The 12,764-nt window shown below is 64.0% G+C and carries 16 protein-coding genes; 11 read left to right on the top strand and 5 right to left on the bottom strand.

What is annotated here, in order from left to right; translation table 11 throughout:
* Positions 1–94 precede the first annotated feature (94 nt).
* Positions 95–361 carry a DUF3551 domain-containing protein gene (locus tag AC0L2O_RS15545; RefSeq protein ID WP_369720824.1) on the top strand — a complete coding sequence of 89 codons (267 nt, stop codon included), beginning with the start codon at positions 95–97 and terminating at the stop codon, positions 359–361.
* A 13-nt stretch (positions 362–374) separates the two neighbouring features.
* Here the strand turns inward: AC0L2O_RS15545 and AC0L2O_RS15540 are convergent, their stop codons facing one another.
* Together AC0L2O_RS15540 and AC0L2O_RS15535 are read right to left on the bottom strand one after the other, a co-directional pair.
* Entirely contained in the window at positions 375–1,088 is a 714-nt protein-coding gene (locus AC0L2O_RS15540; RefSeq protein ID WP_369720825.1) for an SGNH/GDSL hydrolase family protein, read from the bottom strand.
* Positions 1,089–1,178: 90 nt separating this feature from the next.
* Entirely contained in the window at positions 1,179–2,159 is a 981-nt protein-coding gene (locus AC0L2O_RS15535; protein ID WP_473370329.1) for a Bug family tripartite tricarboxylate transporter substrate binding protein, read from the bottom strand.
* A gap of 234 nt (positions 2,160–2,393) precedes the next feature.
* Here AC0L2O_RS15535 and AC0L2O_RS15530 point away from each other — a divergent pair, with 234 nt between their 5' ends.
* The 5 genes from AC0L2O_RS15530 to AC0L2O_RS15510 all read left to right on the top strand — a co-directional run bounded on the left by AC0L2O_RS15530 (position 2,394) and on the right by AC0L2O_RS15510 (position 7,019).
* Positions 2,394–4,208, top strand: a complete 1,815-nt coding sequence (locus tag AC0L2O_RS15530) for a long-chain-acyl-CoA synthetase (RefSeq protein ID WP_473370328.1) — start codon at positions 2,394–2,396, stop codon at positions 4,206–4,208.
* Positions 4,209–4,351: 143 nt separating this feature from the next.
* Positions 4,352–4,597, top strand: a complete 246-nt coding sequence (locus AC0L2O_RS15525) for an acyl carrier protein (RefSeq protein ID WP_409191744.1) — start codon at positions 4,352–4,354, stop codon at positions 4,595–4,597.
* Complete coding sequence (locus tag AC0L2O_RS15520; RefSeq protein WP_473370327.1) at positions 4,584–5,966, top strand: class I adenylate-forming enzyme family protein; 1,383 nt, start codon at positions 4,584–4,586, stop codon at positions 5,964–5,966. Before AC0L2O_RS15525 ends, AC0L2O_RS15520 begins: the two co-directional genes overlap by 14 nt.
* Positions 5,959–6,681, top strand: coding sequence for an SDR family NAD(P)-dependent oxidoreductase (locus tag AC0L2O_RS15515; RefSeq protein WP_473370326.1), 723 nt, complete (start codon positions 5,959–5,961; stop codon positions 6,679–6,681). The genes AC0L2O_RS15520 and AC0L2O_RS15515 overlap by 8 nt, the downstream gene beginning before the upstream one ends.
* A gap of 128 nt (positions 6,682–6,809) precedes the next feature.
* The gene (locus tag AC0L2O_RS15510) at positions 6,810–7,019 is read left to right on the top strand and encodes a hypothetical protein (protein ID WP_369720830.1); all 210 of its coding nucleotides are present in this window, start codon (positions 6,810–6,812) and stop codon (positions 7,017–7,019) included.
* Positions 7,020–7,031: 12 nt separating this feature from the next.
* Here AC0L2O_RS15510 and AC0L2O_RS15505 read toward each other — a convergent pair whose 3' ends face one another.
* Positions 7,032–7,418 (bottom strand): hypothetical protein, encoded by a 387-nt coding sequence (locus tag AC0L2O_RS15505; RefSeq protein ID WP_473370368.1) that lies wholly within the window; start codon positions 7,416–7,418, stop codon positions 7,032–7,034.
* Positions 7,419–7,636: 218 nt separating this feature from the next.
* Between AC0L2O_RS15505 and AC0L2O_RS15500 the strand changes: the two genes are divergently transcribed.
* Positions 7,637–8,791, top strand: a complete 1,155-nt coding sequence (locus AC0L2O_RS15500) for a DUF3095 domain-containing protein (protein ID WP_473370325.1) — start codon at positions 7,637–7,639, stop codon at positions 8,789–8,791.
* On the opposite strand, the gene AC0L2O_RS15495 is transcribed toward AC0L2O_RS15500, so the two are convergent.
* Positions 8,788–9,252, bottom strand: coding sequence for a DUF2147 domain-containing protein (locus AC0L2O_RS15495; protein ID WP_473370324.1), 465 nt, complete (start codon positions 9,250–9,252; stop codon positions 8,788–8,790). The two genes, AC0L2O_RS15500 and AC0L2O_RS15495, sit on opposite strands and share 4 nt — an antisense overlap.
* Positions 9,253–9,327: 75 nt before the next feature.
* Positions 9,328–9,855: a GNAT family N-acetyltransferase gene (locus AC0L2O_RS15490; RefSeq protein WP_473370323.1), complete on the bottom strand. Its 528-nt coding sequence runs from the start codon at positions 9,853–9,855 to the stop codon at positions 9,328–9,330.
* A 243-nt stretch (positions 9,856–10,098) separates the two neighbouring features.
* On the opposite strand from AC0L2O_RS15490, the gene AC0L2O_RS15485 reads away from it, so the two are divergent.
* From AC0L2O_RS15485 to AC0L2O_RS15470, 4 genes are all read left to right on the top strand, one after another.
* Positions 10,099–10,695 carry a superoxide dismutase gene (locus AC0L2O_RS15485; protein ID WP_188100064.1) on the top strand — a complete coding sequence of 199 codons (597 nt, stop codon included), beginning with the start codon at positions 10,099–10,101 and terminating at the stop codon, positions 10,693–10,695.
* Between the two features lie 208 nt (positions 10,696–10,903).
* Entirely contained in the window at positions 10,904–11,128 is a 225-nt protein-coding gene (locus AC0L2O_RS15480; protein ID WP_369720835.1) for a hypothetical protein, read from the top strand.
* 2 nt (positions 11,129–11,130) lie between these two features.
* Positions 11,131–11,886 carry a metal ABC transporter ATP-binding protein gene (locus AC0L2O_RS15475; protein ID WP_473370322.1) on the top strand — a complete coding sequence of 252 codons (756 nt, stop codon included), beginning with the start codon at positions 11,131–11,133 and terminating at the stop codon, positions 11,884–11,886.
* A 6-nt stretch (positions 11,887–11,892) separates the two neighbouring features.
* Positions 11,893–12,762 carry a metal ABC transporter permease gene (locus AC0L2O_RS15470; protein WP_369720836.1) on the top strand — a complete coding sequence of 290 codons (870 nt, stop codon included), beginning with the start codon at positions 11,893–11,895 and terminating at the stop codon, positions 12,760–12,762.
* The last annotated feature ends 2 nt before the right edge of the window (positions 12,763–12,764 follow it).

Raw genomic sequence — 12,764 nt, 5'->3', positions numbered from 1 at the left:
ATGTCTTCGGGCCTGGCGCGGAGGCGGCGGTCATTTCGACTGCTCCTTCACCTGGCAGTAGAGATCCGCAGTGCGATTTCCAGGGAGAGTCTTGATGCGTTGCTTATTCGGCTTGATTGTGACCATCGGTGCCTTGCTCGCGGCTGCGCCGTCGCAAGCGCAGACCTACGATCCCAACTATCCCGTCTGCATGCACGTTTATACCGGCGATATGAGCGGCGGCGGCGGGCACTGGTATGACTGTTCCTTCACCTCGCTGCCGCAGTGCCGCGCCACGGCTTCCGGCCGCGCCGCGACCTGCGATCTCAATCCGTATTATCGGGGGAACGAACCGCGTCCGCGCCACAGGCGGAGGGGTTAGCGTCCGGTGCGGCTCAGGACGGTTGCGCCTTTTTGACCGCAGCGTCGATCGCGGCGGTCAATTGCCAGGTCATCTTGTCCGTCGTCCAGTCGCTTGCGTGCAGCCTGGTGTCGTCACCGGGGTCGACCATCCGGTCGAACGAAATCTTTGCGATATCGTGCCAGCCCTGCATCAACTCGAAGCGGCGGAACACGTTGACGCCCTTCGCATGCGCGATCTCGCTGATCGCGTCGACCATTGCGATGGCGCTGGCTTGCTTCGCCGGTGTCAGCAGTGCCGGCACATATTGCAAATCCATCAGGATCACATCCATCCGTCCGGCCGCGAGCATCTGGTCGACGCCGTCACGGATAGCCTGAGTAGTCTTTTCGAATGATGGAGGCTTCTGATCGGCCGATTGCCAGACCGCATTCGTTCCGACCTGCCAGATCACGAGATCCGGATTCTGCTCGAAGACGTCATGCTTGAATCGCATGAGCTCCTGAGGAGCCTCTTCGCCGCCGACGCCCCGGTTGATGACATCGATTGTCGCCTTGGGGAATTGTATCCGAAGGTCCGCGAGCAGGCGTTGCGGATAGGGTGCGATGCCGCCTTCGCCCGCCGTCGTGGACGAGCCGATCGCGACCACCTTGACTGGTCTCTGGCCTCTGAGGCGGTTGGCAACAATGGTCAGCGGTTGCTCGAACGGCGCTGCCTGAACCGGAATCTGTGAGGGGTCGAGGGCCACGGTCGCCTCCCTGTCGTAGCCAGAACAACGCAAGGTAGAGGCAAGGATAGCCTGTTCGGCCGAACTCACCTAGCGCGGTCTGCCTCTCGCTTACTCCTTTCTCGCGCCCGACAGCTCGACAATTCTGCGCCAGCGCTCAGTCTCCTCGCCCAGCATGCCGCCGAACGCATCGGCGTTGCCGTGCAGCGGGATGGCGCCGAGCTCGGCGATGCGGGCCTTGATCTCGGCATCGGACAGGGCCGCATCGATCTCGCGATTGAGCAGATCGATGATCTCGCGCGGAGTGTCGTGCGGGGCGCCGACGCCGTAGAATGATGAAGTCTCGTAGCCGGCAAGCGTCTCCGCGATCGGCGGCACGTCCGGCAAGATCTCCGAGCGCTCGCGCGTGGTGACGCCCAGCGCGCGCAGCTTGCCGGCGCGGACCAGCTCGAAGGACGAGGTGACGTTGTCGAACATGCCCTGGATCTGGCCGCTCATCACGTCGGTCAGTCCCGGCGCGGAGCCGCGATAGGGCACGTGAGTGAACTGCACGCCGGCCATCGACTTGAACAGTTCGCCGGAGAGATGCAGCGAGGTGCCGATGCCGGATGAGGCGATCGACATCTTGCCGGGATTGGCCCTGGCGTAGGCGATGAAGTCGGCGACGTTATTCACCGGAAGATCATTGTTGACGACCAGCACCAGCGGAATGCGTGCGACGCCCGCAACGGGTGCGATGCCCTTGCTGAAATCATAAGCCAGCGCGGGGTCGAACGACGCGTTGATCGCGTTCGCGGTCGAGGTGAGCAGCAGTGTGTAGCCGTCGGGGGCCGAGGTGATCACCGCCTGGGTGCCGATATTGCTGCCCGCGCCGGGCTTGTTCTCGACCACGAAGGTCTGGCCGAGCCGGTCGGACAGTCGCTGGCAGATCAGTCGCGACAGCAGGTCGGTGGCGCCGCCCGGAGCATAGGGCACCACCCATTTCACGCCGCGTGACGGATAGGACGGATTCCCCATGGAAAATGCGCGCGGCGCGGCGAGCGCGGCCGCTGCAGAGGCGGCGGTCTGAAGGAAGTGGCGCCGGGTGATCATGCTGGCCTCCAGTTCAGCTCTCCCGCAAGCGGGACAGAGGGGACGCGCCCAGCGCGCCCGAATGACTGGATTTGGTATCGCAAGAATCGCGCCAGGCCGCATGCTGTTCCCACCGGCTTGGTAAAGGATGATCGCAGTTAATCGAGGGCTAACCGAGTTTTACCTTGTCTCTTAACATCTGGGCAGGACGCGCGGTCTAAGCTGCCGGGAACAAGCAGATACCGTCCGAAAAGAATGAACGGCATGAGCACCGGCGTCATCGATCAACCCCGAGCAGCGCGCGCGCCATCGGCTTCAAAAATCTGGCTGAAGGCGATCGAGCTGACCGCGCGGATCGAGACGCTGCCGGGCCGGTTATTCGCCGACGTCGTCGACGACTGGGCACGGCGCCAGCCCGACCGCGTCGCGCTGGTCACGGACGACGCAACTCTCGACTACGACGGCCTGTCGAAGCGTATCAATCGCTACGCGCGCTGGGCGTGCTCGGTCGGCATTGGCAAGGGCGACACCGTCGGCCTGATCATGCCGAACAGCATCGACTATGTCGCGGCATGGCTCGGCATCAGCCGGGTTGGCGGCGTGGTCGCGCTGATCAACACCAAGCTTGTGGGGCAATCGCTCTCGCATTGCATCGACGTCGCGAAGCCCTCGCACATTATCGTCGCGCACGAATTGACGCAGATGCTGGACAGCGCGACGCCGCATCTGAAGTCGGAAGCCAGGGTGTGGACTCACGGTGACGCACGCAGCGAGCGCACCATCGACGTCGCGCTTGCCGCGCTCGACGACGGCCCGCTCTCGCCAGGGGAACATGGCGACGTCACCATCGACGACCGCGCGCTGCTGATCTACACCTCCGGCACGACGGGCCTGCCCAAAGCCGCCAGCATCAGCCATCGCCGTATCCTCAATTGGGGCTTTTGGTTCGCCGGCCTCACCGGAGCCACGCCGCAGGACCGGCTCTATGATTGCCTGCCGCTGTTCCACTCGGTCGGCGGCATCGTCGCACCATGCAGCATGCTCGCCGCCGGCGGCTCCGTTGTGATCGCGGAAAAATTCTCGGCCTCGAGCTTCTGGTCTGACATCGTGCGGCATGACTGCACCCTGTTCCAGTATATCGGCGAACTCTGCCGCTATCTGCTCAAGGCGCCGCCGTCGGAATACGAGAACCGCCATCGCTTGCGGCTCGCCTGCGGCAACGGCCTGCGCGGTGACATCTGGCAGGACTTCAAGGCGCGCTTCGGCATTCCCCGCATCCTCGAGTTCTATGCGGCGACGGAAGGCAATTTCTCCCTGTTCAATGTCGAGGGCCAGCCGGGCGCGATCGGGCGCATTCCACCGCTGCTCGCGCATCGCTTCCCTGCAAGTCTCGTCAAGCTCGATCGCGGCGACGGTGCGCCGCTGCGCAACGCGGAAAGTCTTTGCATCGCATGTGCGCGTGGCGAGGCGGGCGAGGCCATTGGCCGCATCGGTACGGCCGACCAGGGCGGTGGCCGCTTCGAGGGCTACACCGACGCCGCGGAAACCGAGAAGAAGGTTCTTCGCGATGTCTTCGCCAAGGGCGACGCCTGGTTCCGCACCGGCGATCTGATGCGGCTCGATGAGAAGGGCTTTTTTCATTTCGTCGACCGCATCGGCGATACCTTTCGCTGGAAGGGCGAGAACGTTGCGACCTCGGAAGTCAACGACGCAGTGCGTGATTTCACCGGCGTGATCGACGCCACCACCTATGGTGTCGGCATCCCCGGCGCGGACGGCCGCGCCGGCATGAGCGCGATCGTCGTCAACGAAGGTTTTGACATCGCGGCACTGCCCGCGCACCTCGCGCAGCGCCTGCCGGCCTACGCCCGCCCGGTCTTCATCCGCATCTCCGGCGAGCTCGATGCGACCGAGACGTTCAAGCAGAAGAAGGGGGAATTGGCTCGGGAGGGGTTCAATCCAGCCGCGATCTCCGATCCGCTGTTCATGGCGGAGCCTAAATCCGGCGCCTATGTCGCGCTCGATGCGGAAACATACGCAGAGATCGTGGATGGCTCGATCAGGCTGTAACTGCACCGAAATCCGCTAGATAGGTCCAATTTTATCTGAATTGTCCAAGAGCCCATTTACTTCTGTCGGGTAAACACAGCGCCAAGGGGCGGTCATCAAGAGCCGCCGCAACACGAACGATCGATAACGGAAGTGAGCCAGCCATGTCGGTAAGGTCTAAGGTTATTGAAGCGATCCAGCAGATCGCCAAGGAACAGCACGTCGCGCTTCCCGCACTCACGGACGATCTGTCCCTGCACGAGACGGGCTTCGACTCGCTTGCCTTCGCGATCCTGGTCGCGCGCCTCGAGGACGAGACCGGCGTCGATCCCTTCACCATTTCCGAGGACGCCGCGTTCCCCGCCACCGTGGGCGATTTCGTGCGGGCCTACGAAAATGTCCCCGCGTGAGATCTTTGCGCTTCGCGACCATCTCGGCGCGGAACTGAAGGGCCGCACGCTGTCGGACGCGCACGATGTCGTCTCGCTGACGGACATGCTGTCGCTGACGGTCCTGGGCGGCCGCCTGCGCGAGCTCTCGGGCCGCGCGGTGCTGCTGAAATTGTCCGACCAGCTGCGGTCGGGCCTTGCCATGATCGAGCTCGACGGTATCGCCCGTCGTCTGCTGCTTTGCCCGCCGGATCTCAACCCGGCGCATCTCGATGCCTTGATCGCGGATGCCGGGATCGATGCCGTCGTCACCGACGAGCCCGATCGCTGGGCCAATACCAATGTGGCGCTGGTCGTCACCACTCAATTTCCGCTCCAATCCGCCACTCCGGCGCAGACCGAGCGCGCGACCGAATGGCTGATGCTGACCTCGGGCACCTCGGGCGTTCCGAAAATCGTCGGCCATACGCTGGAAGCGCTGACCGGCGCGATCGTCGCCGAGGGACCCGCGCGCGGGCCGGCGCCGGTCTGGGCGACGTTCTATGACATTCGCCGCTATGGCGGCCTGCAAATCTTCCTCCGTGCCATTCTCTCGGGCGGTTCGATGGTGCTGTCGGACCCGCACGAGCCGCTGGCCGATCACGTGAAGCGGCTGAAGGCGCGCGGTGTCTCCCACATCTCCGGCACGCCTTCGCACTGGCGCAAGCTCCTGATGAGCGGCTCGGCCGCGCAATTCGCGCCGGGTTACGTCCGTCTCTCCGGCGAGATCGCCGATCAGGCGGTGCTCGACGCCCTGAAGGCCGCATTCCCGGGATCGTCCGTCGGTCACGCCTATGCCTCGACCGAGGCCGGTGTCGGCTTCGCCGTCAATGACGGACTGGAAGGTTTTCCGGAAAACTATCTCGGCAATCGCAACGGCGTCGAGATGAAGGTCGTCGACGGCTCGCTCCGCATCCGCTCGAGCCGCACCGCGCATGCCTATATCGGCCGCGACGCTGCGGCGCTGACCGATAGCGACGGTTTCGTCGACAGCGGCGACATGGTCGAGCTGCGCGGCAACCGCTATTATTTCGTCGGCCGCCGCGGTGGCATCATCAACATCGGCGGCCTGAAGGTCCATCCCGAGGAGGTCGAGGCCGCGATCAACCGTCATCCCGATGTGCGGATGTCGCGCGCCAAATCGCGGAAGAGCCCGATCACCGGCGGCATCGTGGTCGCCGACGTGATCCTCGCCGACGGTACCGATCCGGCGCGGGTCAAGGAGATCCGAGATCAAATTCTGGATCAGTGCCGCGCGCAGCTCTCTTCCCACAAGGTGCCGGCGGTGATCCGCTTCGTCGAAACGCTCGACGTCACCCCGGCCGGAAAATTGGCGCGTAGCGATGCATAATGTTCTCGTCACCGGCGGTAGCCGCGGCATCGGCCTTGCCATCGGCAAGCGCCTGGTTGGCGCCGGCTACAACGTGATCGCGGCGGCGCGGCGCGAGAGCGAGGAGCTCAAGGCCGCGATCGCCGAGTCCGAAGGACGTCTGCATTTCCGCGCCTGCGACCTCGCCGTCATCGATGCGATCCCGGCCTTCGCAAAGCTGGTGCGCGACGAGCTTGGCCCGATCTTTGGCCTCGTCAACAATGCCGGCCTCGGCACCGAAGGCCTGCTCGCCACCATGCATAATTCCGAGATCGAGGCACTGGTGCAGCTCAACGTGCTGTCGCCGATCATTCTCACCAAATATGTCGCGCGTCAGATGATGGCGGATGGTGCGGGCCGCATCATCAACATCTCCTCGATCATTGCGACGACGGGCTATAACGGGCTCTCAGTCTATGGCGCGACCAAGGCCGCCGCCACCGGATTCACCCGCTCGCTCGCGCGCGAGGTCGGCAAGCTCGGCATCACGGTGAATGCGATCGCGCCCGGTTTCATCGACACCGAGCTCACGCACGATCTGTCCGACGAGGCTCGCAAGCGCATTGCCGGCCGCAGCGCGCTGCGCCGGCTGCCCGAGACCGACGACGTCGCGCGTATGGTGGAATATCTGCTCGGCGAAGGCGGGCGCAATGTGACGGGCACGGTGTTCACGATCGACGCTGGTAACACGGCGTAAGGCGGAACCCGCTTCGCCATAATTGAGTTGATCCGGAGCAATGTCATTCCGCCGGATTTGGTCGTAAGATGCGCCGCAATCCGTTGAGTTACGTCAATCGATCTGCCCCAATCCACGAGGAGCAGTCCATGGCCAGTTCAAACATGACGGCTTCGAATTACGGCCCGACCGAGCCATCCCGCGCGAAGCCGGACGACATTCATAGCCCGCCGATGGCGCATCAAAACTCCGGCGATCATGGCCACGAAATGTATCCGCAGCAATTCGTCCGGTTGGTAGGCTGTCACAACGTGCCCGCGCCCGCATCGCGCAAGCGCGAGGATGAGAAGCTGCATTAGCCCTATCGGTGCTCACGGTTCGTGCTTTGGCAGATCGACCCGCTCATGTGAAAATTCCGGGGGCCCTTCGGTGAGGCGCCGAATGCGGCGCTCGCGTTCGTCTGGCGGCAAGTCGGGATCAAGCAGACTATCGATCTCCTGCACTGCGATCTCTTCGATCCTGGTGGCTTCCGATGCGACCGTGTGCGTCGATGACGGTGCGGCAGGCACAGTGTTCAGCCCCAGTTCGACCAGCTTGCAGATCGCATCCGAGCGCGACAGCTGATGGGTTTCCGCCCAGGCATCGACGGCCGCGGTCAATCGTTCCGGCATCTTGACCGCGCTGATCGGGTCAAGCCCGGTGCGCCGGCGGACCGGGCCGGTGGAGTCCTTGTTGGCGAAGTCGGACACTTCGAAAATCCCGTGGAACCCCCGGAGAGGGCCCAACCCTAGTCGTTCTCCCCGGCCGGTCGTTTGACGTCGATCAATGATCCGTTGCGGCATTGCAGCGCGACCTCATCTTGTTGTCCGAGGCCGTTTCGGCCAATGATTGCAGGGGGCGCGTCAGGCGGCGAACCCGAATCGAACTTGCCACGTATTTCTTTTGGACATGTTCCCAACCATCGCGGCATAACCAGATGCAATCAGGCGAATCCTTCTACGGCGCCATTCCCGTCTTTCGCGGGTTCACCAGCCTGATGGACCCTGCGCTGTATTCGCCGTTGCCGGAGGACTGGAGCATTGGCGTCGCCGATATCGTCGATTCCACCAAGGCGATTGCGGCGCAGCGTTACAAGGCGGTCAACATGGCCGGCGCCGCCGTGATCGCGGCGGTGACGAACGCGCTGGAGGGGCGCGAATTCCCCTTCGTGTTCGGCGGCGATGGCGCGAGCTTTGCGGTGGCGCCCGGCGATCTCGACCGCGCCCGCGAAGCATTGGCCGCAACGGCGACCTGGGTGCGGGAGGATCTCGATCTCACGATGCGCGTCGCGCTGGTGCCGGTGAGCGCCATCCGCGCGCAAGGCCTGGATGTGCGCGTCGCGCGGTTCGGCCCGTCGGCAAATTTGTCCTATGCGATGTTCTCCGGCGGTGGGTTGAACTGGGCTGACGCCGCGATGAAGCGTGGCGAGTTCGCCATCACTGAAGCGCCCGCCGGCACGCAGCCGGATCTCTCGGGCCTGTCTTGCCGGTTCGAGGTGATTCCGGCCTCGCGCGGACTGATCCTATCGGTGCTGGTGATGCCGGCGCGCGGTGCGGATCCGACGGCGTTCCGAAAAGTGATCGAGGACATCATCCATCTGGTCGAGCGCAGCCCGGATGCTGGCCGTCCTGTGCCGCCGCAGGGGCCGCCGCTGACGTGGCCGCCGCAGGGATTGGACTATGAAGCCCGCGCGAAACGCGGCGGCTCGTTGTTCACGCGTCGCGCCGCCGTGCTCGCCTACACGCTTTTCGCCTATCTCCTGATGCACTTCGACATCAAAGCCGGCGGCTTCGTGCCGAAGGTCTACAAGCGCCAGGTGGTCGAGAACTCCGACTTCCGAAAATATGACGACGGCCTGCGCATGATTCTCGATTGTACCCCTGAGCTCGAACGCGACCTGAGCGATCGTCTTGCGACGGCCGCACGCGCCGGCATCGTGCGCTATGGCCTCTATCAGCAGGACGCCGCGATGATGACTTGCTTCACGCCCTCGGCGCTGCGCAGCGATCACGTCCACTTCATCGATGGCGCGCGGGGCGGCTACGCATCGGCAGCGACGGCGTTGAAGGCGATGCCGGCGGACGCGAGTTAGCGTCCGGCCCGCGTCCAGGTCTCGCCGCCGCAGAGCGCACCGACACAGCCTTCGACCCGCAGCGAATCCGCGCCCGTTACCGTCACGCTGCTCGCATAAGTGCTGCCGTCGTCGGCATTGTAGATCTCGCCCGACCATTTGCTCGGCCCGGCCGGCCGCATGCCGCTGAACAGCGGCAATCCGATCATCGAGCGTTTGGCGAGCGCGGGATTGGGATTCTTGCTGTCGGTCGCGGGCTGGCCGGTCGCGGTGTCGTAGGGCTCCCGCAGCCAGACGATGACGCCGCAGATGCCGCCGCCGCACTTGCTGATCCTGACGCGTGCATCGCCGGCCTGAGTAAGCCAGGTCCCGTCGGCGCTCTGCGCCTGCGCGGCAGTCCCACCAAGCAGCGCAGCCAGGAGGATAGCGAGGGCGGCAAATCTGAATGTCGTGGAGGGCGCCTTGGAATGGAGGCGTCTCAATAGCAGCAAATCAGGATAGTGCAACGCCTGATGGAATCACATTCCTGAGCTTATTTGCCCCAGCGAACACCGGCGTCACCAGGGCAGGCCGCAGAGGTCGATGGTGCCGAGCGTCGGTGCGCGCACCACGTCGAACACGTAGGGGGCCATATGGGTGAATCGAATCCGTCCCTCCGGCTGCTCGCAATATATCTCGCCCTTGAAGGGTTGCCATTTGCGCGCCTCGTAGAAGGCGACATTGTGCGGTTCGCAGAACAGGATCGCAAAGCGGACCGCCTCGTTGGCCCGCATGGTGTGCACCGCTGCGTCGATTGCCATGGTGGCGTAGCCGCGGCGGCGGCGGTCCTCGCGCGTGCAGACTCCGCCGATGCCGCCAACATGCACCTTCTGTCCGTTCCAGGTGACGGTGCGGAAGTAGATGCCGACATGGCAGACGAGGCCGTCCTCGGGCGTCTCGATCAGTACACGTAGATCGGGATGGGCCCACACGACGTGACCCCAAGGCTGCTTCTCGACCTTGTGGCGCGGCCAGACCGCGCTATGCAAGGGCTCCGCGATCGACCACGAGGCGTCACCGTTTAAAATATCGATCTCGATGCTCATTGCTCTGTCTTTTGCATGCCGGCTGCGTGGTCCATTCGTTCTGTCATAAGCGGTTCAAAGGCAATGATATTTTGCGGCGACGATCAAGTCGGGACGAGCATCGGCGCGCCTGCGGCAAAATTGTGCCTTCCGGCCGTGCCTCGCATCCCGGCCTTTCGAAATTGGCGGTATTTAACGGCGGCGGAACCTTCTATAAGGGGTGACCGTTAAGCCTCGTTCCCCATCAGTTGCGGACAACAACCCATGACATTCACGCTGCCCCCCCTTCCTTACGCCTATGACGCCCTCGGGCAATTCATGTCGAAGGAAACGCTGGAATTCCACCACGACAAGCACCACCAGGCCTATGTCACCAACGGCAACAACGCGCTCAAGGGCACCGAATGGGAAGGCAAATCCCTTGAGGAGATCGTCAAGGGCTCGTTCGGCAAGAACCCCGCAGTGTTCAACAATGCCGGCCAGCATTACAATCACATTCACTTCTGGAGCTGGATGAAGCCCAATGGCGGCGGCACCAAGCTGCCCGGCAAGCTCGAGAAGAAGATCAACGAGGACCTCGGCGGCTTCGAGAAGTTCAAGACCGACTTCCAGGCGGCCGGCGTCGGTCAGTTCGGCTCCGGCTGGGCCTGGCTCCAGGTCAAGAACGGCAAGCTCGAGATCTCCAAGACCCCGAACGGCGAGAATCCGCTGGTGCATGGCGCCACCCCGATCCTCGGCGTCGATGTCTGGGAGCACTCCTATTACATCGACTATCGCAACCGCCGTCCGGACTATCTGAAGGCGTTTGTCGAGAACCTCGTGAACTGGGAATACGTCGAGTCCCTGTTCGACAAGGTCTGAGGCTTCACTCCGTCATTCCGGGGCGATGCGCAGCATCGAACTATGGTGCGGGCTCCCGCACCAGAGAATCTCGAGATTCCGGGTTCGGCTTTGCCGCCCGGGAATGACATAAACAAAAAGGCGGCCGCGTGCGCGGCCGCCTTTTTGCTATGCGAGCGAGCCTGAGCCGGGCGTGGACAGGCGTAATGTTATAATATAACGTCCTTGAATGGTTCCCGCCGCGTCCCCGACCCATCATCACGACCATTCCCATGCCCACGGGCATTCGCATGGGCACGACCACAGCCACGCCCATGTCCATGACGCAGCCCAGCCGCATCCGGCCCAAGCCGCGCCCTGGTCGATCTTGCGCATGACGATGGCCGCGCGCCTGTCGGCCGCAATGGCCGTTTGCGTCGTGCTCTGGGGTGTCGTCTGGCTGGCGATGAGGTGATCATGGCGGCCGTGCACTTCCACAACGTGACACTTGGTTATGACCGGCACCCGGCCGTGCACCACCTCAGCGGCGAGGTCGCCTCCGGCGCGCTGGTTGCGGTGATCGGCCCGAACGGCGCCGGCAAGTCGACGCTGCTGCGCGGCATCGTCGGCATCCTCAGGCCGCTCGACGGCAGCATTCATCTCGGCGGGCTTGATTCCCGCGATATTGCCTATCTGCCGCAGAGCGCCGAGATCGACCGCAGCTTCCCGATCTCGGTGTTCGATTTCGTCGCCACCGGATTGTGGCGCGCGACCGGCCTGTTCGGCGGTATTGGCAAGGCCGCGCGCGACAAGATCCTGCGGGCCATCGGCGCCGTTGGGCTGAACGGTTTCGAGAACCGTCCCATCGGCACCCTCTCCGGCGGGCAGATGCAGCGGGTGCTGTTCGCGCGCGTGCTGCTCCAGGACACTGCGCTGATCGTGCTCGACGAGCCCTTCAACGCCATCGACAGCAAGACCACGGCCGATCTGCTCGCGCTGGTGAAGCAATGGCATGGCGAGGGCCGTACCGTGCTGGCCGCGCTGCACGACATGGAGATGGTGCGCAATCATTTCAGCGAGACGCTGGTGCTGGCGCGCGGGCCTGTGGCGTGGGGCCCGACGGCGGAGGTGCTGACGCCGGAAAACCTGCTGGTTGCGATGCGGATGTGCGAGGCGTTCGACGACAGTGCCGCGGCCTGCGCGGCCGACGATGCCCGCTCGCGAGCGGCGTGATCACAGATGGTCTACGACGCGCTGATCGGTCCGTTCACCGAATTCGAGTTCATGCGGCGGGCGCTCGCGGCTGTCATCGCGCTGTCGCTCGCCGGTGCGCCGATCGGCGTGTTCCTGATGCTGCGGCGGATGAGCCTCGTCGGCGATGCCATGGCACACGCGATCCTGCCGGGAGCGGCGGTTGGCTTCCTGCTCTCCGGCCTCAATCTGTTCGCGATGACGGCGGGCGGCCTGATCGCGGGCTTTGCGGTCGCGATCCTCTCCGGTGTGGTCGCGCGCTCGACCGGGTTGAAGGAGGACGCGTCACTCGCGACCTTTTATCTGGCCTCGCTGGCGCTGGGCGTCAGCATCGTCTCGATCAAGGGCACCAATATCGACCTGCTGCACGTGCTGTTCGGCAACATCCTTGCCATGGACGACCAGACCCTGCTGATTGTCGCCTTCAACGCCACGATCACGCTGCTGGTGCTGGCCGTGATCTTTCGCCCGCTGGTGATCGAGAGCGTCGATCCCTTGTTTCTGCGCACCGTGAGCCGTGCCGGCGGACCTGCGCATCTCGTCTTCCTCGCACTGGTCGTGATCAACCTCGTCAACGGCTTTCAGGCGCTTGGCACTCTGCTCGCAGTCGGCCTGATGATCCTGCCGGCCGGCATCGCGCGGTTCTGGTCGCGCGATCTCACGGTGATGATCTGCATTGCCGTCATTGCCGCGGCTGTCTCTGGCTATGCCGGCCTCGTGCTGTCGTTCCAGACCCGCGTTCCGTCGGGCCCCGCGATCATCCTGATTGCGAGCGTGCTCTACATCGTCTCCGTCCTGTTCGGGCGCGTCGGCGGTATCGTCCGGCAGCTGTTTCCCGGCCGGCATCTGGAGGCGTGACG

This window comes from Bradyrhizobium sp. Kon10 (assembly GCF_055807395.1).
This window is presented reverse-complemented; position numbering and strand designations above follow the sequence as displayed.

What these genes read in the sequence shown, in the direction of transcription:
- AC0L2O_RS15510 (WP_369720830.1), top strand. Translation starts at nt 6,810, where the DNA reads ATGGCCAGTTCAAACATGACGGCTTCGAATTACGGCCCGACCGAGCCA.
- AC0L2O_RS15525 (WP_409191744.1), top strand. Translation starts at nt 4,352, where the DNA reads ATGTCGGTAAGGTCTAAGGTTATTGAAGCGATCCAGCAGATCGCCAAG.
- AC0L2O_RS15515 (WP_473370326.1), top strand. Translation starts at nt 5,959, where the DNA reads ATGCATAATGTTCTCGTCACCGGCGGTAGCCGCGGCATCGGCCTTGCC.
- AC0L2O_RS15520 (WP_473370327.1), top strand. Translation starts at nt 4,584, where the DNA reads ATGTCCCCGCGTGAGATCTTTGCGCTTCGCGACCATCTCGGCGCGGAA.
- AC0L2O_RS15490 (WP_473370323.1), bottom strand. Translation starts at nt 9,855, where the DNA reads ATGAGCATCGAGATCGATATTTTAAACGGTGACGCCTCGTGGTCGATC.
- AC0L2O_RS15485 (WP_188100064.1), top strand. Translation starts at nt 10,099, where the DNA reads ATGACATTCACGCTGCCCCCCCTTCCTTACGCCTATGACGCCCTCGGG.
- AC0L2O_RS15470 (WP_369720836.1), top strand. Translation starts at nt 11,893, where the DNA reads ATGGTCTACGACGCGCTGATCGGTCCGTTCACCGAATTCGAGTTCATG.
- AC0L2O_RS15500 (WP_473370325.1), top strand. Translation starts at nt 7,637, where the DNA reads ATGCAATCAGGCGAATCCTTCTACGGCGCCATTCCCGTCTTTCGCGGG.
- AC0L2O_RS15535 (WP_473370329.1), bottom strand. Translation starts at nt 2,159, where the DNA reads ATGATCACCCGGCGCCACTTCCTTCAGACCGCCGCCTCTGCAGCGGCC.
- AC0L2O_RS15480 (WP_369720835.1), top strand. Translation starts at nt 10,904, where the DNA reads ATGGTTCCCGCCGCGTCCCCGACCCATCATCACGACCATTCCCATGCC.
- AC0L2O_RS15475 (WP_473370322.1), top strand. Translation starts at nt 11,131, where the DNA reads ATGGCGGCCGTGCACTTCCACAACGTGACACTTGGTTATGACCGGCAC.
- AC0L2O_RS15545 (WP_369720824.1), top strand. Translation starts at nt 95, where the DNA reads ATGCGTTGCTTATTCGGCTTGATTGTGACCATCGGTGCCTTGCTCGCG.
- AC0L2O_RS15530 (WP_473370328.1), top strand. Translation starts at nt 2,394, where the DNA reads ATGAACGGCATGAGCACCGGCGTCATCGATCAACCCCGAGCAGCGCGC.